This window comes from Streptomyces sp. NBC_01320 (assembly GCF_035974375.1).
In the GTDB taxonomy this organism is placed as follows: Bacteria; Actinomycetota; Actinomycetes; order Streptomycetales; family Streptomycetaceae; genus Streptomyces; species Streptomyces yanii.
The window spans coordinates 9,467,549-9,485,743 of record NZ_CP108390.1 but is presented as its reverse complement, the minus strand read 5'-3'; the positions used below and the strand labels follow the sequence as shown (position 1 = coordinate 9,485,743).

General features: G+C 69.3%; 17 protein-coding genes and 2 pseudogenes. 7 read left to right on the top strand and 12 right to left on the bottom strand.

Annotated elements, in window-relative coordinates; all coding sequences use genetic code 11:
* The first annotated feature begins 141 nt into the window (after positions 1 to 141).
* Positions 142 to 1,107, top strand: coding sequence for an aldo/keto reductase (locus OG395_RS43210; RefSeq protein ID WP_327249639.1), 966 nt, complete (start codon positions 142 to 144; stop codon positions 1,105 to 1,107).
* Between the two features lie 99 nt (positions 1,108 to 1,206).
* Here OG395_RS43210 and OG395_RS43205 read toward each other — a convergent pair whose 3' ends face one another.
* The 4 genes and pseudogenes from OG395_RS43205 to OG395_RS43190 all read right to left on the bottom strand — a co-directional run bounded on the left by OG395_RS43205 (position 1,207) and on the right by OG395_RS43190 (position 3,142).
* The gene (locus tag OG395_RS43205) at positions 1,207 to 1,497 is read right to left on the bottom strand and encodes a hypothetical protein (protein WP_327247785.1); all 291 of its coding nucleotides are present in this window, start codon (positions 1,495 to 1,497) and stop codon (positions 1,207 to 1,209) included.
* Between the two features lie 266 nt (positions 1,498 to 1,763).
* Entirely contained in the window at positions 1,764 to 2,546 is a 783-nt protein-coding gene (locus tag OG395_RS43200) for a hypothetical protein (protein ID WP_327247784.1), read from the bottom strand.
* 17 nt (positions 2,547 to 2,563) lie between these two features.
* Positions 2,564 to 2,722: pseudogene (locus OG395_RS43195) on the bottom strand (VOC family protein); the annotation flags it as partial.
* 99 nt (positions 2,723 to 2,821) lie between these two features.
* Positions 2,822 to 3,142 (bottom strand): hypothetical protein, encoded by a 321-nt coding sequence (locus tag OG395_RS43190; protein ID WP_327247782.1) that lies wholly within the window; start codon positions 3,140 to 3,142, stop codon positions 2,822 to 2,824.
* A 385-nt stretch (positions 3,143 to 3,527) separates the two neighbouring features.
* Between OG395_RS43190 and OG395_RS43185 the strand changes: the two genes are divergently transcribed.
* Together OG395_RS43185 and OG395_RS43180 are read left to right on the top strand one after the other, a co-directional pair.
* Positions 3,528 to 4,064, top strand: coding sequence for an MmpS family transport accessory protein (locus tag OG395_RS43185; protein ID WP_327247781.1), 537 nt, complete (start codon positions 3,528 to 3,530; stop codon positions 4,062 to 4,064).
* Positions 4,064 to 6,436 (top strand): FG-GAP-like repeat-containing protein, encoded by a 2,373-nt coding sequence (locus OG395_RS43180; protein WP_327247780.1) that lies wholly within the window; start codon positions 4,064 to 4,066, stop codon positions 6,434 to 6,436. The genes OG395_RS43185 and OG395_RS43180 overlap by 1 nt, the downstream gene beginning before the upstream one ends.
* Before the next feature lie 354 nt (positions 6,437 to 6,790).
* Here OG395_RS43180 and OG395_RS43175 read toward each other — a convergent pair whose 3' ends face one another.
* On the bottom strand, positions 6,791 to 7,435 hold the full coding sequence (locus tag OG395_RS43175; RefSeq protein WP_327247779.1) for a TetR family transcriptional regulator: 645 nt from the start codon (positions 7,433 to 7,435) through the stop codon (positions 6,791 to 6,793).
* Positions 7,436 to 7,515: 80 nt separating this feature from the next.
* Here OG395_RS43175 and OG395_RS43170 point away from each other — a divergent pair, with 80 nt between their 5' ends.
* On the top strand, positions 7,516 to 8,454 hold the full coding sequence (locus OG395_RS43170; RefSeq protein ID WP_327247778.1) for an oxidoreductase: 939 nt from the start codon (positions 7,516 to 7,518) through the stop codon (positions 8,452 to 8,454).
* 159 nt (positions 8,455 to 8,613) lie between these two features.
* Here the strand turns inward: OG395_RS43170 and OG395_RS43165 are convergent, their stop codons facing one another.
* Positions 8,614 to 9,798 carry an AI-2E family transporter gene (locus OG395_RS43165; RefSeq protein ID WP_327247777.1) on the bottom strand — a complete coding sequence of 395 codons (1,185 nt, stop codon included), beginning with the start codon at positions 9,796 to 9,798 and terminating at the stop codon, positions 8,614 to 8,616.
* An 810-nt stretch (positions 9,799 to 10,608) separates the two neighbouring features.
* Here OG395_RS43165 and OG395_RS43160 point away from each other — a divergent pair.
* On the top strand, positions 10,609 to 11,127 hold the full coding sequence (locus OG395_RS43160) for a SixA phosphatase family protein (RefSeq protein WP_327247776.1): 519 nt from the start codon (positions 10,609 to 10,611) through the stop codon (positions 11,125 to 11,127).
* 158 nt (positions 11,128 to 11,285) lie between these two features.
* On the opposite strand, the gene OG395_RS43155 is transcribed toward OG395_RS43160, so the two are convergent.
* From OG395_RS43155 to OG395_RS43135, 5 genes are all read right to left on the bottom strand, one after another.
* Complete coding sequence (locus tag OG395_RS43155; RefSeq protein WP_327247775.1) at positions 11,286 to 11,756, bottom strand: zf-HC2 domain-containing protein; 471 nt, start codon at positions 11,754 to 11,756, stop codon at positions 11,286 to 11,288.
* Positions 11,757 to 12,212: 456 nt separating this feature from the next.
* The gene (locus OG395_RS43150; protein WP_327247774.1) at positions 12,213 to 13,031 is read right to left on the bottom strand and encodes an ABC transporter permease; all 819 of its coding nucleotides are present in this window, start codon (positions 13,029 to 13,031) and stop codon (positions 12,213 to 12,215) included.
* Positions 13,028 to 13,966 (bottom strand): ATP-binding cassette domain-containing protein, encoded by a 939-nt coding sequence (locus tag OG395_RS43145; protein ID WP_327247773.1) that lies wholly within the window; start codon positions 13,964 to 13,966, stop codon positions 13,028 to 13,030. The genes OG395_RS43150 and OG395_RS43145 overlap by 4 nt, the downstream gene beginning before the upstream one ends.
* A gap of 149 nt (positions 13,967 to 14,115) precedes the next feature.
* Positions 14,116 to 14,811, bottom strand: a complete 696-nt coding sequence (locus OG395_RS43140; RefSeq protein WP_327247772.1) for a response regulator transcription factor — start codon at positions 14,809 to 14,811, stop codon at positions 14,116 to 14,118.
* Positions 14,783 to 16,039, bottom strand: coding sequence for a sensor histidine kinase (locus OG395_RS43135; RefSeq protein ID WP_327247771.1), 1,257 nt, complete (start codon positions 16,037 to 16,039; stop codon positions 14,783 to 14,785). Before OG395_RS43135 ends, OG395_RS43140 begins: the two co-directional genes overlap by 29 nt.
* Before the next feature lie 133 nt (positions 16,040 to 16,172).
* Here OG395_RS43135 and OG395_RS43130 point away from each other — a divergent pair.
* Together OG395_RS43130 and OG395_RS43125 are read left to right on the top strand one after the other, a co-directional pair.
* A pseudogene (locus tag OG395_RS43130) lies at positions 16,173 to 16,253 on the top strand (hypothetical protein); the annotation flags it as partial.
* A gap of 260 nt (positions 16,254 to 16,513) precedes the next feature.
* Entirely contained in the window at positions 16,514 to 17,347 is an 834-nt protein-coding gene (locus OG395_RS43125) for a pentapeptide repeat-containing protein (RefSeq protein ID WP_327247770.1), read from the top strand.
* A 207-nt stretch (positions 17,348 to 17,554) separates the two neighbouring features.
* Here OG395_RS43125 and OG395_RS43120 read toward each other — a convergent pair whose 3' ends face one another.
* Positions 17,555 to 18,046 carry a lamin tail domain-containing protein gene (locus tag OG395_RS43120; RefSeq protein ID WP_327247769.1) on the bottom strand — a complete coding sequence of 164 codons (492 nt, stop codon included), beginning with the start codon at positions 18,044 to 18,046 and terminating at the stop codon, positions 17,555 to 17,557.
* Between the last annotated feature and the right edge of the window lie 149 nt (positions 18,047 to 18,195).

The following is an 18,195-nucleotide window of genomic DNA, read 5'->3' as shown; positions in this document are numbered from 1 at the left end:
ACGCTGACGGGTGCACCCGTGGCCACGACAGCGGGCGCGCAAAATCACCTGCCCCTGCCACCCACGTCGCCTATCGTCAACGTGATTCCTGGCGGAAGCCTCGGCTCGACCAGGACGAGGACCATGACGTGGAGGATGATTGTGCGCTACCGCGAGCTGGGGCGAAGTGGACTGTCCGTGTCCGAGATCGGTTATGGCGCGTGGGGCATCGGTGAGTCCAGCTGGGTGGGTGCCACGGAGGACGAGTCCGTACGGGCCCTGCACCGCGCCATCGACCTCGGTGTGAACTTCATCGATACCGCCCGCGGCTACGGCGAGAGCGAGCGGATCGTCGGCCGGGTAGTCCGCGAGCGGGCCGGCGACGAGGTACGCGTCGCGACCAAAGTGCCGCCGAAGAACGGCACATGGCCGGCGCCCGACGGCCTCGACCCGGCTGAGACGTTCCCGGGCGAGCACATCCGCGCCAGCCTGGAGACCAGTCTGCGCACCAGCGGCCTCGACCACTTCGACGTACTGCAGTTCCATGTGTGGAGCGACGACTGGGTCGGCCGCGGCGACTGGCTGGAGACGATCGCCGCACTGAAGCAGGAGGGCAAGATCCGCCTGTTCGGCGTCTCCATCAACGACCACCAGCCCGACAACGCACTCGCACTCGTACGCAGCGGCGCCGTGGACAGCGTGCAGGTCATCTACAACATCTTCGACCAGGCACCCGCCGACACGCTGCTCCCGGCCTGTGAGGAACACGGCGTCGGTGTCATCGTGCGGGTGGCCCTGGACGAGGGTGGCCTCACCGGTCGGATCACCGCGGGCACCACGTTCCCCGATGGTGACTGGCGCAACCGCTACTTCCGCGACGATCGCCCGGCACAGGTCGAACAGCGGGTGGCCGCGATCGTCGCCGACCTCGCCATCGCCCCCGATGAGATCGCCGAGACCGCGTTGCGGTTCGTACTGAGTTCGCCGGCGGTATCCACCGTCATCCCCGGCATGCGCACCGTACGCAACGTCGAGCGCAACACGGCCCTGAGCGACGGGCGTCCGCTCACCACCGACCAGCTCGCCGTGCTGGCCAAGCACCGGTGGCAGCGCAACTTCTACTCCTGATCCGCAGTCGGGCGTCGCCTGCCCTGACATGCCCCGGCATACGAACCGGCCCGCGGAAGCGATTCCACGGGCCGGTTCGTTCACACCCTGCCCAAACGGTCAGTCGGCCTCGATGGCCGGCGTCGCACCGGGAAAGTCCGGCGGTAGGCCGTCCGGCGGCACCGCCCCGGTGACCAGCCCGGCCAGGTACTCCGTCAGGGTTCCCTTGAATTCACACCAGTCGTCATGGTGACCGCTGCCGAGAATCGTCCAGGACCGCGGGTCCTCGGCCGCATCGTCGACGGCGTCGATGGCCGGCTCGTCGGCCACGGCCACAACGGCAGCTGCTACCACCGCGACCGCGGCGGCCACAGGCACCAGCACGGCGAGGTAGGCGAAATGGCCGTCCAAGGACTTCTTCTCGGTGTCGGAGGGGTCGCCACTTGTGTCGCGTACCAGGTTCGCCCCGTCCGCGACCGCGATACCGCCGCACGACGCAGGTCTCGCCGCCCCAGTCGGCCCCGGGAGAAGTACCGCACTCTCTGGCGCCCCTTCCGCGCCCCGGACCAGGGGCCCTGCGCGACGTGCAACCGCTCCCCCGGCGAATGGCCTGTGGCCGTCCACCAAGCATGTGCTCAGTGGACGGCCACGGGGTGACGCGTCGCGCCGGCCGGCTCCTACCGGTTCGCGGTGTGTGCCGTCGCATACGCGCGGGCCCAGTCGATGAACTCGTCCGCGAGCGGATAGTCCGTCTCGACCTTCTCAAACAGCGGCTCCAGGTCGGCCGGGATCACCTGGTCCACGTTCAGGAGGACCTCGGCCCAGCCCGGCGGACGCCGGCGGCGGATATCCGGCGCTGGGTCCTTGATTTCCGCGAGAAGTGCGGCCCGGTCGAGCAGCCGCCGCATCCGGGGGACGGTCTCCTCGCGCAGCATCCGGGTCAGCTCACGAGCGCAGTCTTCCGGCTCGATCCCCGCCCCGTACGCCCAGTAGCTCCGGGCCGGCATGTCCGCCCCGGGCTCATGCGCGACCGCGACCGGCGGGACCAGCTCCCACTCCGCCACAGCCTCGGCCGGGAGCGCGGGCCGCTCTCGCGCCTGCTCCCAGTGCTTGCGGTACAGCCAACCCCGCTGGGGAGCCAGGACGATGGAAGCTCGGACGAAAAAGACTTCCCGCCGCAGGTCGATGCGGTGCGGATGGAATTCAAGGAGGGCGCAGTCGCCTTCGGCACCTGCGAGGCGGAACACCTGGCCGCCCCGGGTGAGCCCTTCTTCCTTCGCCACCGGCACAACATGACGGCGTCGCCAGGCACTCTGCGAGATCAACTCTTCTCCTTCCGATCCCATGTGCACCCATCGTGCTGCCAGTTCGAACATTGCGGCGGTGACACCCACCATGACCGCGGTGCCGGTCGCGGCGGCGCCGCCCTCCACCCGCAGGGGGAGAGTCAGCACGGCCATCGCCAGGACGCACGTGGTCAGAGGGGCTGGAGCAAGGTGTGCAGGAGGCAGAATTCGTTGCCTTCCGGGTCGGCCAGGACGTGCCAGCTCTCGGTTCCGGTCTGACCGACGTCGACGGGCCTGGCGCCGAGAGCGAGCAGCCGCTCCAGCTCGGCGTCCTGGTCGCGGTCGGTGGCCGGTGGTTCAGGTCGTAGTCGGTCTTGGTGGTGAAGTCGGTGGGGGCGGCGCTCGCGTTCCTCTTCGGGCGTGGCACGCACCGACGTGTCGATCGGCTTTCACGACGTCCCGGACCGGTACGACAGAGGAACCGCCGACAGCTCGGCCTCCACCCGCCCGTCCGACAACTGCCAGAACCGCGCCTGCGACGTACGCCGCCCCGTCAGCTCCTTGCCCCGCTTCGGCTTCGCGAGCTTCTTGCCCTTGGGAAGCTTCTGACGGCTGGGTATCTCCAGCTTGGCGCCGACAGGCGGCTTGCGGTCTTCGTGATCACCGTCGGAGAACCACTCGGCGATGGTGTCCACGACACCTTTGTCATCGTCCTTGGCTGACGACACCGGGGCCGCATACGCGACCTGCGGCAGCAACGTACCTGCCACCGCCGAAACAATCAGACAGGAGAGATATCTCCTGTACAGAACTTTCACGCTTTACCTCGCTGCTTCTTTGCGCATTTCTGCGCATGCGAGCCACGACCGAAAGGAAAAGGCGCACGTTCGGAGCAAACCACTGGTCAGCGGCGCCCCGAGAGACACCGGTCCCCTCGCTCCGACGGAAGTCGACCGCGGCGGCGCGATTCTTATCGGGGGGCCATTCGACCCGTCAACCCTCGTAACATTCCGGACACTTGCCCCTCGGACCGAACGAGATTCGTCCGATATTTCCGTCCGCTCGACTGTGTGGATTCGCATGGTGTATAACCCCGGGTTCTGTACCGAGTGCAATCGCCCAAGGAACACGTACCGACCCGAAAGCCGGACTTCCATGTCAACTACGGAAACACCGAAAGCGACCGCTGGCGCCGAGAACGATGACGCCTCCGGTACTGCCGGGACGGCCGAATCGGCCGGGGCTCCCGCAGTCGTCACTGCTGCGCGGAAGGCGGACCGCGGGGCGATCGCCATCGCGGCCGGCCTATTGCTCGCCTGTGCCGGTCTCGTCGGCTACGGCATCCTGAACACGCAGGACGAGCCGAAGCCGCGCGCCGTCCCCACCGCCGAGGTGACGTACGAGGTTCAGGGCGAGGGCACGGTCGAGATCTCGTATCTCTCGCGCAACGAGGACGGCGACGCCACCGTCGAATCCGGCGTCGAGCTGCCCTGGAAGAAGACCGTCCAGGTCCCCCTGGGCAAGGACCCGTCCGTCAACATCGTCCTCGGTCCAAAGGGCGGCCGGGCCGGCTGCACCCTCGCCATCCAGGGCGAACACGTTCAACGCGCCACCGCCTACGGCAAGTTCGGCCGCGCCACCTGTACCGGCACGCTGCCCGCGCCGACCCCCACGAATGAGAGCACCAACTGATGACCTGTACCCTGCGCATCGTCAACCGCACTGCGCTCGCAGCCGCGGTGGTTCTTGGCGCCATCGGCCTCCCTGCCTCCCCCGCCGCATTCGCCTCCAGCACCCGATCGGGCAGCGTCCGGTCCGTCGCCGTCCCCGGCACCGGACCCGGCCTGCATGCGCTCCCGGCCCGCACGACCGAGCCCTTCAGCATGGTGGGCGTCACCTGGGACGACCGCAACGCTCAACTCGGCGGTGTGGCACAGGTGCGCACCCGGGCCGACGGCACCTGGTCCGGCTGGCGTCCTCTCGACACCGATGTACGTACCCCCGAGGTCGGATCGGAGCACACCAAGGCAGGAGTGCGCGGGGGTACACAGCCGCTGTGGACCGGCCCGTCCGACGGCGTCCAGGTCCGGATCAGCGGCAAACATCTCCCGGCCGGGCTGCGCGTCGAGCTGGTCGATCCGAACAGTGGGGCCCCTACGACGCGTTCGGTCATGTCCGCCACGGGCGCGACCGCCGCCGGGCAGCCGGCCGTCACTCCCCGCTCCGGCTGGGGAGCCGACGAGTCGATGGTCGCCGACCCGCCCACGTACATGACCGACACCAAAGCGGTCTTCGTCCACCACACCGCCGGCACCAACAGCTACACGTGCGCCCAGTCCCCCGACATCATCCGCGGGATCTTCAACTACCATGTGCAGAGCGAGGGCTGGAACGACATCGGCTACCACTTCCTCGTCGACAAGTGCGGCACCGTCTTCGAAGGACGGGCGGGCGGCATCGACAAGCCCGTTCAGGGAGCGCACACGTACGGTTTCAACACGGACACCAGCAGCATCTCCGTCCTCGGCGACTACAACACGGCCACCACCAATCCGGCCGTCCGCGAGTCCATCGCGAAGGTCGCGGCCTGGAAGCTGGGCCTGTACGGGATCAACCCGGCAGGTACCGTCGTGCTCACTGCAGCCGCCGCCAACGGGAAGTACACCGCAGGCCAGAAGGTCACACTGAACCGCATCTCGGGCCACCGGGACGGCTACCCGACCGAATGCCCCGGCAACAATCTGTACGCGGATCTGCCCGCCATCCGCACACTCGCACAAGCCTCGAATTCGCCTGCCCGGCAGGGCGACTTCAACGGCGAGGGCCACGCCGACCTGGCCGTCGGCGTTCCGAAGGCCAACCAGGTCACGGTAGTTCCGGGCGGCCGCAGCGGCCCCTACGCCGCGAACAGAATCGTGCTCGGTCAGGAGACTTCGGGCGTACCCGACGCCACCGAGGCCGGTGACGAATTCGGTGCGGCCACCGCATACGGAGATCTCGACCACGACGGGTTCGCCGACCTTGTCGTGTCGGCGCCCGGCGAGGAACTCAGCGACGGCGCGAACGACGAGGGCGCGCTGACCGTGCTGCGTGGCAGCGCCAATGGTCTGTCCGCGCAGGCGAACCTGATCAGCCCGAAGCGGAGCGGTGAGCGTTTTGGCTCCGCGGTCGCCACCGGCGATTTCAACGGTGACGGCGGAGCCGATATCCTTGCCGTCGCCCCCGGCAGCGGACGCGCATACCCCGTCGACGGGGCCGACCAAACCATCGGCCTCCCGGCAGAGTTGGCGCAGGGAGCAGTCCAGGACGCAGCTGTCGCGACCGGTGACTTCGACCACGACGGCTACGCAGACGCCGCTCTCACCTTCCGAACGGCAGCAGGCACTACACCCCTCGTCGTGCTCAACGGCTCCGCCGACGGCCTGCGCACCGACGCCCCGATCGTCCTCGACAGCTCCGGTGGGCGCTCGTTGGCCACCGGTGATCTCAACGGTGACGGGTTCGCAGATCTCGCCGTCGGCCGCCCCACGGCCGGGATCGGCGGCGAGGTCGCGACGTACCACGGATCGTCCACCGGGCTCACCGCCGCCGGGGGCCCCGTCATCACTCAGGGCACCGGCTCGGGGGACGGCGACGCGTTGGGTACATCGATCGCGGTCGGCGACACCGACGCGGACGGATACGCGGACCTGCTGGCCGGGATTCCCGGTGCGGACCTCTCGGTCGCCGGTGCGGAGCAGGCCGACGCGGGAGCGGTACTGCTCGCGAAGGGCGGCCCCGATGGACTGACCACCACCGCCACGTACAACACCGACCAGCCCGGTGTGGCCGGTGCCGCCGAGGCGGGAGACCGCCTCGGATCCGCCGTGGCGCTCGCAGACTTCACCGGGGACGGGTACGCCGACCTGGGGATCGGGTCCGACGGTGAGAACGCGGGCGACGGCACCGTGCTCACCCTCAACGGCGCGCCGTCCGGCGTCGTCGCGTCGAGCGGCCTCTACTACGGGCCGACTGCGCTCGGCGTCACGACCGGTTCGAACATCGGAGACGTACTGGCCCCGTGACAACCGGGCCGACACGCGGTCCTGAGCCCTCGCGCGCGGCGTGCTCAGGACCGCTCCTGTCATGCAGCCCCGCACCTCAACCCCTGGAATCCGCCCCTGCGGGCCGCCTCCCGGCAGGTCGGCCGCAGGAACACCAGACTCCGCCCGTCGGCCCGCAATGTGGCGGGGGTGTGCAGAGGCCCGAACGACGGAACTCCACGACAGGGCCAGGTGCACGGCGCACGGCGGCGGCGTCGCAACCGGCAAGGGTCCGGCACCATGCCGCTTTCTGCCGCCCGCGGGCGAGACGTCCTCGCCCCCTTCCGCATCAACAGTCGTACGGGGGACCTGACCAGGACCGCCGAAGCAGCTGACTCAGGCACCGTTCGGCGCGTGTCCGGAAGAAGCCCGCCGTTCGACGGCGTCCAACGCCGGGGCGATCACCTTGAAGGCCCGGTCGGTCAGCTCGGCGGGGTCCTCGGCACCCTCGCTGCCGCTCCACCGTTGCAGCACGGCGCCGAAGGCGGTCAGCGCCATCCCGGCGGCCAACTGCGGGTACAGATCGGTGTCGGGGTCGAGCTCCAGGCGACGCGCCAACTCCGCCGTCAGGTCGTCGCGCCACTGCGCCTGGCGCTCCAGAAAGCGTGCGTGCAGAGCGGGGGTACGCAGAATCAACTGCACCACTCGCAGTGCCCGGTCGGAGGGGTCGCCGCAGGCAGCCATGGAGACCCAGACGGCGTGCTGCAGCGCCACGGAGGGCCGCTCCTCGATGGGGCGGGCCGCCAACTCTGCGTGCATGCCGATGCCCATGTCGGCCAGAAACTGGACGACCACGTCCTCCTTGGACGCGAAGTACCGGAAGAAGGTGCGCTTGGACACTCCGGCCGTGGCCACGATCTCGTCGATGGTGACCGCGTCGAACCCCTTCAACGCCAGCAACTGCAGCGCCGCTTCGGTCAGCTCGTTGGCGACGAGCTGACGTTTGCGCTGAGCCAGGCTGACTTCGGGGTGGGCACTCACCTGGCAATTCTAGCGCCACGCCACGCATGACACTAAGTATCACCTTGACACCAAGTGCCATGAACGGCAGCGTATGCCACATGACACAGGAGCAGCGCTGGACTGTCGATCAGATCCCGGACCAGACCAAGCGGGTGTTCGTCGTCACCGGGGCCAACAGCGGCCTCGGTCTGGCGACCACCCGGGCGCTCGCCCGTCAGGGCGGGCACGTGATCCTTGCGGTGCGCGACGAGGGAAAAGGTCACCGAGCGGTCGCGGAAATCACCGCCGCGCAGCCGGGCGCCCGCCTCGAAGTGCGCCACCTCGACCTCGCCGATCTCGACTCGGTCCGCGCCTTCGCCGATCAGTTGCATACCGATCATCCGCGGCTGGATGTGCTCGTCAACAACGCCGGTGTGATGGCGCCGCCTCGATCGCTGAGTGCGCAGGGCCACGAGTTGCAGTTCGCCTGCAACCACCTCGGCCACTTCGCGCTCACCGGGTTGCTGCTCGATCTGCTGACCGTCGGGCGCGACCCTCGCGTGGTCACGGTGAGTTCGATCAACCACCGACAGGGGCGCATCCACTTCGATGACCTCGCCGGTGAGCACAGCTACTCGCCCATGGCCTTCTACAACCAGTCGAAGTTCGCCAATTCCGTCTTCGGGCGGGAACTCCACCGGCGGCTGACCGCGGTCGGCAGCCCGGTGCGCAGCTTGCTCGCCCATCCCGGCTATACCGCCACCAACCTGCAGACGAGTGCGCCGGTCGGCCTGTGGCGGGTGATCCTGGGGCACATGGGCAATCCGCTGTTCGCCCAGACCGCGGCCAACGGCGCGTTGCCACAGCTGTACGCGGCGACCGACCCGAATGCGGAGAGCGGTCAATTCATCGGGCCGGACGGCCTGGCCGAGCTGCGCGGCGGACCGACGCGGGTGCAGTTGTCCCCCGCGGCCGCCGACGCCGAGACAGGCCGCCGTCTGTGGGAACTGTCGGAACACCTGACCGACGTGCAGTTCGTGTTTCCGACTCCCGACTGATCAGTCGGGGCGCTCACTCCGGCCCGCACGAGGAGCGGCGGGCCGGGGCACAGCTCATCGGTGACGGTGCCGGGCTTGCGCCCTCGCCTTCGCGTACGAGGACGTTGCACTCATGAAGATTTTCGCTGGAGGGGATGTCGAGAATCCGGTCCCGGGTCGCTACACACCAGGACGGTCGGGCCCTCGTCCTCCGCGCATGCCGGTCGCCGACCGCGTAGGGGTGGCCTTCGTCTGCGTGGATCTCCGTGCCCGCTGGAGAGCCTGATGGACCGACCAGACGACGGACACGAGCGGAACAACCACCACCGCTCCCAGCACCCCCGCCGCGATCGCGCCGCCGATCACCGAGAGTGCGACCACGACTGGATGCAGACGGACTGCCCAGCTCATCACGATCGGGTGCAGCAGGTGCCCCTCGATCTGGCCGATGACGACGATCAGCGCGATGACAACGACCGCTACGATCGGCCCCTTTGACGCCAGAGCCACGACGGCAGCCACTCCGAGGGCGATGGGTGAGCCGATCAGTGGGACGAAGGCGGCGAAGAACTCCAGCAGCGCCAGCGGAACCGCCAGCGGCACTCCGAGTACGAAGAGGGCAAGCCCCACGAGTACGGAGTTGGTGGTGGCCACCACGACGATGCCGTGGGTGTACCCGGTGAACGTCCGCCACGCCGCTCGGCCCGCGATTTCCGTTCGCTCCCGCGCCGTCGCCGGAAGCTGTTCGCACAACCAGTCCCACTGCCGGTCGCCCGAGAGGATGAAGAAGACCGAGCAGAACAGCGCGAGAGCGAACACGGTCATCACCTCCACCAGTCGGCCCACGCCACTGAGCGCCGTACTGACCAGGGTGGACCGATGGCTGGACAGGTACTGTCCGATCCGGACCTGCAAGTCGCTCAGCGCCCCGGGGTTCAACCGGAAGGGTGGCGCCTCCAGCCAGCGCTCGATCCTCGCGAGGCCCTCTCTGAACTGCCGCTCCAGCCCGGCACGTTCTCCGGCAACCGCCTCGCCGACCAGGGACAGCACGCCGAGGACCAGGACGATACTGCCGAGGAGCGTCACTGCCACGGCGAGTGGCCGAGGCATCACACGAGCCAGGAGGTCAGCCGCCGGGCGCAACAACGCGGTGACGACCAGGCCGAGGAAGACTGCTACCGCAACCTCGTGGAACCGTCCCAGCACGGAAAAGACGGCGTAGACGACAGCTCCCACGACGAGCGTCCGCCAGGCGTAGGCAGCGGCCGTCCGCAGCGCGAGAGGCACATGCAGTTCCCGCGTCGGGCCGGCCGGTGCTCGCTGCGAGCCCAGGCCCCGGGGCTCGGGGCCCCTGATGCCACGCATCGCCTGGCGCGACACCGCACGGCTCGGGTACCTCCGCCTTCCAGGCCGGGAGCCGGGGTCCGGGTTGTCGGGCTGGAGATGCGATCGCCTGGGCATTCCTTGCTGGTACCAGACGGCGCCACATCCTCCCGGCTCCCTCTGCTGCACACTCGTGAAGTCACCCAACAGGCGCAGTCGCTGGTTCCCGGCAGAGATCGTCATCGCCACAGTGAAGCGGGCATCGGCGCGGGCGCACCTCCAGGGCGGCGAGGTCCGCAGGCACAGCTTCACCGGGCTCGCGCCCGTCGTGCACGTGGCGAGCGGCAAGCTCGTCCAGGTCTCGGCCGACGCCCGCGCATCCCCCATGTGGGCCGCTCCGGCCATGCGGCGGCGCTGGACTCGGCCACGTAGAAATGGCCCAGCGGGATGAACTCACCCTGCGATGTGCCATTCCACGAGACGGCGCTCGTAATGGCGGCACGTCTCCTGGTCGTTCAGGGCCTGACCCGGCGCTGCCTCTCATGGCACAGCCCCACCGCGGTCCGCCGGGTGGAGCAATGGACTGGCCTGGTGCCGGATGCCGACCAAGACTGGTCGCGTCAGGGCCGGCCGGTTTCCGGCCCGCCCGGGGGAACCGACCCATCGAGTTTGAGGGAGCGCCCGTGGGCCTCACGATTCTGCGAGCCGGTGGCCAGCCGCTGTTCCTCGTCCTCGCGAGCTGCACGCTCGTACCGCGGAGCGCCCCCCGCGCGCTGTTGACATCCGGGCACGTAACGGCGAACGTCGGGCGCGGAATCGGGCGCATGCAGCCGGCGGAAGCGAGATGAGACCGTGCCCAGGTCCGCGCACACCCGGTTGATCGTGCTGCGGCACGCCAAGTCGGCCTGGCCGGAGGGTGTACCCGACCATGAGCGTCCACTCGCCGGGCGGGGCCGCCGGGACGCCCCGGCGGCCGGACGGTGGCTGCGCGATGCTCGGTGTGTGCCCGACCTGGTCATCTGCTCTACCTCCAGGCGTACCCGTGAGACGTGGGAGCTTGTCGCGGCGGAACTCGGTGCGTCACCGACGGTGGATTTCGAGCAGCGGGTCCATGAGGCGACTGCCTCCGCCCTGCTCGATGTGGTGCGTGCGGTCCCGGTGCGGCGGCGGACCGTGCTGCTGATCGGTCATCAGCCTGGCGTGCAGGACCTTGTCCTGTCCCTGGCCGGAGAAGGCGACGACCAGGCACTCGCACGGGTCCGAGGTAAGTTCCCGACCTCCGGCATCGCCGTGCTCCTGTTCCCGGGCCCGTGGTCCCGGCTCGGACCCGGCACCGCGGCACTCACCGCCTTCGCAGTTCCCCGCGCCTGACCGTCAGGAGTTGACCACCCCCGCCCCCAGCAGGCCGAACACCAGCACTCCGACGACGATCCGGTCGATGACGAAGGCACGGGAGGAGTGCTGGGCAACGAACCTCAACGGCCGGGCGATGGGGGCGTTCTGCGACCACGAGGCCCGGTCGGCCCGCCTCAGCCTGACGCGGCCGGCCGGGGTGTGGCCACCCGGCGGAGAGGCTGAGGCGCGGCCCGCCCCTCCGCACCATCCGCCGTCGCCCGGGGCCCCTGGGCCTTCCTTCCTGCGCGCTGGCCGGGTTCGCCTGACGCACGCGTCCTGCTCACCAACTGGGTGAGCGTGAGCTGCCTGGCCGTTCCCCCCCGGGCCGGCCGACGCCGACGGGGCTGGTGACGGGGGGTGTGGCAGCCCTCCGCCGGGGCGGGCACGTATATGCGCTGCCGTCGGCCGGTGTCGCGGGCGAGCGCGTCGCGGAGCAGGGGCAGGTGCGCGCTTACCGCTGCGAGGCAGTCGTGTTCGTCCCGGCAGGCGGGGCAGGTTGTGAGGTGGTCGCGGACCCGGGTGGTTTCTTCGGAGGCGAGGGCATTGAGTGCGTATCCGGCCAGCAGCTCACGGATCGTGCTGCATTCCTGGGGTGTGGTGAACATGGCGGGTGTCCTCTCGGTGCGGGAGGTCGCGCGGTGGGCGCGGCTATGGGGTTCAGGCGCGGGCGTCATCCTGCGTCCTGCTCGGTGACGTCCATGGTGGATGTGGTCTGTTCGGCGGTGCTGTCCTGGCGGGTGTGGTTCGCCTTCGATCGGCGGGGCCGCCGCTCTGCGGGCCGGCCCGGCAACGGGCGAGGAGGACGAGAGCTGCGAACAGCAGCGGGAAGATCCAGGAGGTTCAGCCGTGGATCGGGGATGCGGTGGGCGGGCTCTGTCCGTGGCATGTCGATCCGGCCGTGGCTCGGAGGTTTGCGCATGCAGTGGCGTCTTCTGGCCTCCTTGCCCTCCGCACCACCGCTTCCTCGGGGCTCTGTGGCGGGCGGCGCGTCCGGGTGTTCCCGAGGCCAGGGCCGCGGCCCGAAAGAGCGGTGACAGCGGTGCGGCTTCGTCCTGCGCCGGTCAGGCGTCGCGTCGCTTGAGGAGCCAGGCGGCGAGACCGAGGAGGGCGGCTGCGTATGCGGCGAAGAGTGAGAGACCTGTCCAGGGGGCCATCGCGGGATCGGGGACGACGGAGAGTACGGCTTGTCCGGCGTTGCTGGGCAGGTAGGGGTCGATGTGCTGAGCCCAGTCGGCCGGAAGCAGGGCGCCCAGTCCGGGCAGGACGAGCAAAATGCCCACCAACGTGGCGATGGCTCCCGCAGAGCTGCGGATGATGGCGCCCAGGGCGACGCCGAACAGTCCGACGACGGTGAGGTAGAGGGCGGTACCGAAAACCACACGCATCACGCCGGGGTCGGACAGATGCGTGGCCAGGTGAGTGTGAGCGGAGGACAGGACAGCCTGGCCACCGAAGTAGGCGGCGAAAGAGGCCGCGGTCATCAGGACGAGGACGACGCCGGTGAATACGGCGGCCTTGGCCACGAGCATGGGCAGCCGCCTGGGGACGGCCGTGAGTGTCGCATGGATCATTCCGGTGGAGTACTCGCCCGTGAACATCAGGACGCCGAGGACACCGACGGCCAACTGCGCGGGCCGGTACATGCTCAGGCTGACCTCGGCTCCGTTGAAGTGCGCCACTGCCCGGGCGTTGAGGTCGCCTGCCCGCAGGTGCGTGACCAGCATGCCCAACCCGACCATCGCGGCCACGGCGGTCAGCAAGGTGATCGACGTGGAGCGCACGGTGCGCAGCTTGATCCATTCGGACCTGAGGACCCGGAGCAGGGTCACCTTGCCGGGGCGCACTGTCGCGCCGAGCGGGCGCGTGAGGATCGTGGTCATGACGCGCTCCTTGCTGCGACCGGTTCCCCGGCGGCGGTGGAGCGGTACTCGACTGCGTCCCGGGTCAGTTCCATGAACGCCTCTTCCAGGGAGATCCGCTGGGGAGAGAGTTCGAGCAGGGTGAGGCCGTGGTCGGCGGCGGTGTAGCCGATCTGGTCAGTCGTCAGGCCGACTACTTCCAAGGTGTAGGGCGCGCAGGCGGTGAGGGTGACGTCCGGACCCGCAAGCAGACCTTTCAAGCGGTCGATGTCCGGGCAGCGTACGCGCACCACGGTGCGGGCCGCGCTGCGGGTGAATTCCTCGACCGAGGTGTCGGCGATGAGCTGGCCGCGGCCGATGACGACAAGATGTTCGGCGGTGAGCGCCATCTCGCTCATCAGATGCGACGAGACGAACACCGTTCGCCCCTCCGCCGCCAGGCTCTTGAGAAGATTCCGGATCCACCGGATGCCCTCCGGGTCGAGGCCGTTGACCGGCTCGTCGAGGATGACCGTGGCAGGGTCGCCGAGTAGGGCGCTGGCGATGCCGAGGCGCTGGCCCATGCCCAGGGAGAACCCGCCGGCCCTTTTACTGGCGACCTCTCGCAGGCCTACGAGGTCGATGACCTCGTTCACGCGCCGGCGGGGGATGCCCGTCGTGGCGGCCAGGGCCAGCAGATGGTGGTAGGCGGTGCGGCCGGTGTGGATGGCGCGGGCCTCCAGCATCGCCCCGACCTCGCGCAGGGGCGCTTCGTGCATTGCGTAAGGGTGGCCGTTGACGGTGACGTGCCCTGCGGTTGGGGCGTCCAGGCCGAGGATCAGCCGCATGGTGGTGGATTTACCGGCCCCATTGGGACCGAGGAACCCCGTCACGATGCCGGGGCGGACCGTGAAGGACAGATCCTCGACGGCTGTCTTGCTGCCGTACCTCTTGGTAAGGCAGTGGGCTTCGATCATTGCGAAACCTCCGTTCACCACCTCACTCTCGCCCGTGACCGGCCCCTCGCACATCGTCCCCGTGCAGCGATTCCCGGCTACCACGTCCGTGGTACCGGGTCCGCCGGCCTACCACGGGGACGGAACGCGATACGTACCCGTGCCGACGATCACGTGGATGTCGCCGGGCGACTCGGCTCCATCGCCGGGCTGACCAGGCCGCTCTGGTAGGCGATGACGACGAGCTGGGCCCGGTCACGAGCCGCCAGCTTGGTCATGGCCCGGTTGACGTGGGTTTTGGCGGTCAGCGGGCTGATGAACAGGCGATCGGCGATCTCTTCGTTCGACAGGCCCAGCGCGACAAGTCCCAGGACATCGCGTTCCCGTGGTGTCAGGCACTCCAGCCGCTGGTGCATGGCTGCCGGGCACGCTTCCGGCTGCGTCAGAAATCGCGTGATCAGCGCTCGGGCGGCAGACGGGCACAGCAGCGCCTCCCCGGCGGCGACCGTGCGGACGGCCTCGAGAAGCTCCTCGGGCCGCGCGCCCTTGCCGAGAAAGCCGCTCGCACCCGCGCGCAGCGCCTCGGCGACGTACTCGTCGTCCTCGAAGGTGGTCAGGATGAGGACCTTCACCCCTGCGAGGTCCTCCGACTCGCCGATCAGCCGCGTCGCGTCGAGGCCGTCCATCTCGGGCATGCGGATGTCCATCAGGAGCACATCCGGGTGCTGTGCATGGGCCAGCTCCACTGCCTCGCGGCCGTTGGATGCCTCGCCCACGGTCTCCATGTCGTCCGCAGCATCGAACAGCATCCTGAAGGTGCCCCTCAGCAGGGCCTGGTCATCGGCGAGCAGTACGCGGATCGTCATACCCATCTCTCCTCGGCGGTCCGTTCGTTGCCGGACCGCCCGTGGCCGTTGCGGCTCGCAGGGGCAGATCGGCAGTCACAGCGAAGCCTCCCTGCGGGCGGGCTCCCGCATACAGCGTGCCCCCGACGATGGCAGCCCGCTCGCGCATCCCGATCAGCCCGTGCCCCGTCCCCTGGGTCGGCTGGTGCTGCGGTCCGTCGCGTCCGTCGTCCTCGACGGTGATCGTCAGCCATTCGGGGCGGTAATGCAGGAACAATCGGGCGTGGTCCGCGCCGGCATGCTTGTGCACATTGGTCAGGGCCTCCTGCACGATGCGGTACGCGGCCAGGTCGACCGCCGGCGCCAGAGGTTCACTGATTCCGCGCTGACTGTGTCTGACCGCCAGGCCGGCGCCTTCGAACGACGCCAGCAGGGCCGGTAGCTGCGTCAGACCCGGCATCGGATCGCGCGGCGCCGCCGGATCACCCGACTGCCGTAGCAGGCCTACGGTCGCGCGCAGTTCATCCAGCGCCGACCCGCTGGTGTCCCGGATGTTCTCCAGCGCGGCGAGTGTCTGCTCCGGCTGCCGCTCCGCAAGATGGACGGCGACGCCTGCCTGAGCGTTGATCAAGGCGATGTGGTGCGCGACGACGTCGTGCAGCTCGCGCGCGATCCGGACCCGCTCGGCCGCCACTCGCTGCTGTGCCTCCTGCTCACGGGTCCGCTCCGCGTTCTCCGCCCGTTCCTCCACGGCTGCCACATAGGCACGGCGTGACCGCACCGCGTCCCCGATGGCGGCCGACAGAGCCGTCCACGCCAGCATCACCGCCTTCTCCGGCTCCAGCCACGATCCCGGGGCAAACGCCACGGCCGCCCCCACCAGGACGGCGGCCGTGACCGCCGTGGTGGTCCAGGTGGTGCGCCGGTCGGTCTGCACCGCCATGGTGTAGACCGACACGTCGACCGGGCTTGCCACCAGCGGGCTCTCCCGGAATCCGAGCACCTGAAAAAACACCCCGCAGCCGACCGCGACAGCCAGTACGCCGAACGGGTGACGCCGTCGCCACATCAACGCCGAGCAGCCGACCGCCGCCAGCACCACGCCCTGCCACCGGAACTCAATCCGGTGCTCGTCCGGCACAACAGCAGAAGCCGCAGCCGACAGCACGAACAGCACGGCCGACATCAGCGCGTCCACCACGCCGGGCCGGGCTCGCGCTTCCCGCCTCCAACCTTTGATCACTGCCATCCCTCCACCGTAAGTGCGGTGACCGGGCCAGGCATCGTGTCGGTTCGGCAGGGCAGTCCCCGGGCACGGGGCTGTTGACCGGGTTGCGCGAGGGCTTGAAGGCCACAGTTCCCGCCACACCGTCCGCTCCTGGCTGCGGGCCATCTTCGAGTTCGGTCCGTTCACCGCCGCGTGCAGCGTCTCCGGCAATCCCGCGATCAGCCTGCCGCTGGGGCAGAGCCGGGAGGGCCTGCCGATCGGGGTGCAACTCGTCGCCGCGCACGGCCGGGAGACCTGCTGCTCCGGGTGGCCGCCCAGCTGGAGCAGACCGTCCCCTGGAAGGAGCGCCGCCCACCGATCCACGCGGACTGACCCCGCCGCCACCACCGGGGCCGTGCTCCGGGAGACGGCAGGCGCGCGCCGTCTGCGACAATGGACGCCCACCTCGGAGCGCGGCGGACCGCCGTGCTCGTCTCGCCACAGGAGAGCACGCAGTTGCCCCAGAAGCACGCGGCCCCGTCCGACGGCAGCGGCCGCAACGATCTGCAGGCCGACTGCGCGAACTGCTTCGGGTTGTGCTGTGTCGCGCTGCCCTTCGCCCGTTCCGCAGACTTCGCGGTGGACAAGGACGCCGGGCAGCCATGCGCGAACCTTCAGGTGGACTTCCGTTGCGGCATCCACACACGTCTTCGGGAGAAGGGCTTCCAGGGCTGCACCGTGTTCGACTGCTTCGGTGCGGGCCAGAAGGTCTCACAGGTCACCTTCGGTGGAACGGACTGGCGGCAGGCGCCGGAGAGCGCCCGCCCGATGTTCGAGGCCCTGCCGGTCATGCGGCAGCTCCACGAACTGCTCTGGTACGTCACCGAGGCCCTCGATCTCGCGCCGGCCCGCCCCGTCCACCCGGATCTGCGCCGTGCGCTGAGGCGCGTCGACGGCCTCACCCGGGGGGACGCTGCATCGCTCATGGACCTCGACGTGGCGGCGCTGCGCGACGATGTGAACGCTCTGCTGCTGCGGACCAGTGACCTGGTGCGGGCCGAGGTGCCCGGCCGCAGGAAGAACCACCGGGGTGCCCAGCTGATCGGGGCCAGGCTGAGCGGCGCCCGGCTGCGGGGGGCCAGTCTCCGCGGGGCCTGCCTCATCGGGGCCGACCTCAAGAAGGCCGACCTGCGCATGGCCGACCTGATCGGGGCGGACTTGCGCGGCGCCGACCTGAGCGGGGCCGACCTCACCGGGAGCATCTTCCTCACCCAGGCCCAGCTCAACGCGGCCAAGGGCGACTCGGCCACCAAGCTGCCTGCCGCCCTCACCCGTCCCGCGCACTGGTAGCCCGCGGCGGGGTCACCGCGACCGCGGTCGCCACGATGCCTGCGCCGTCCCCGGCCAGGGTCTGCCACGTTCCGGACCCCTGTCGCGAGGAGAGCGCCGCCGGCCACTGACAGGAGCGCCGGATGACAGCGGGGGGTCCCGCGGGCGACCCGGCGGCAGAGCACCCGTCCTCTGCCGCCGTTCCCTTCGGTACGCAGTGATGGTGCGTCAGCCGTGGTAGTTGATGTAGCCGTTGCGGTCGGGGTCGGAGCCGGTCTTGGTGTAGGCGTGGACGTCGGCCCGGCTGCCCGACGGCTTGTACAGGTAGATGGTGTCCTTGTCGTTGTTCCAGATGAAGTTGCAGTTCTGGCGGTAGACGACGTTCTTGGCGTCGGAGTCGGTGCCGTGACCTCCCCGCAGCTTCACGTAGTCGCCGGGCTGGAGGTAGTGGCTCGCCGAGAAGGTGAAGCGGTTGCCGGCGGCGTCCTTGACGACGTAGCCCCTGAGATTGACGGTCGCCGTCGACGAGTAGTTCTTGATCGTCAGGTACTCGTCCTTGGTGTTCCCGGTGGAGCACCTGTTGGAGTCCGGGCCCGGCGCGTCGTACTGGACACCCTTGATCTTCAGCGCCGACGAGTACTCGGCTGCCTGTGCCGGGGCGGCAATGACCGTGATGGTTCCGGCAGCGGCGACGGTGGCTATGACATGGCGTATGCGCATGAGGAATTCCCCCCAGTGGTGCGGATGGAGCGCCTGGAGCATACACAATTCATGGTGGGGAGACGAAGAAAAGGTGATGAATGTGTGAAGGCAGCCGTGCGGCACACACCGCAACGACTCAAGTGCGGGGTTTTGCTGATGAATTGACG

What these genes read in the sequence shown, in the direction of transcription:
- OG395_RS43200 (WP_327247784.1), bottom strand. Translation starts at nt 2,546, where the DNA reads ATGGCCGTGCTGACTCTCCCCCTGCGGGTGGAGGGCGGCGCCGCCGCG.
- OG395_RS43185 (WP_327247781.1), top strand. Translation starts at nt 3,528, where the DNA reads ATGTCAACTACGGAAACACCGAAAGCGACCGCTGGCGCCGAGAACGAT.
- OG395_RS43180 (WP_327247780.1), top strand. Translation starts at nt 4,064, where the DNA reads ATGACCTGTACCCTGCGCATCGTCAACCGCACTGCGCTCGCAGCCGCG.
- OG395_RS43170 (WP_327247778.1), top strand. Translation starts at nt 7,516, where the DNA reads ATGACACAGGAGCAGCGCTGGACTGTCGATCAGATCCCGGACCAGACC.
- OG395_RS43165 (WP_327247777.1), bottom strand. Translation starts at nt 9,798, where the DNA reads ATGCGTGGCATCAGGGGCCCCGAGCCCCGGGGCCTGGGCTCGCAGCGA.
- OG395_RS43155 (WP_327247775.1), bottom strand. Translation starts at nt 11,756, where the DNA reads ATGTTCACCACACCCCAGGAATGCAGCACGATCCGTGAGCTGCTGGCC.
- OG395_RS43150 (WP_327247774.1), bottom strand. Translation starts at nt 13,031, where the DNA reads ATGACCACGATCCTCACGCGCCCGCTCGGCGCGACAGTGCGCCCCGGC.
- OG395_RS43145 (WP_327247773.1), bottom strand. Translation starts at nt 13,966, where the DNA reads ATGATCGAAGCCCACTGCCTTACCAAGAGGTACGGCAGCAAGACAGCC.
- OG395_RS43140 (WP_327247772.1), bottom strand. Translation starts at nt 14,811, where the DNA reads ATGACGATCCGCGTACTGCTCGCCGATGACCAGGCCCTGCTGAGGGGC.
- OG395_RS43135 (WP_327247771.1), bottom strand. Translation starts at nt 16,039, where the DNA reads ATGGCAGTGATCAAAGGTTGGAGGCGGGAAGCGCGAGCCCGGCCCGGC.
- OG395_RS43120 (WP_327247769.1), bottom strand. Translation starts at nt 18,046, where the DNA reads ATGCGCATACGCCATGTCATAGCCACCGTCGCCGCTGCCGGAACCATC.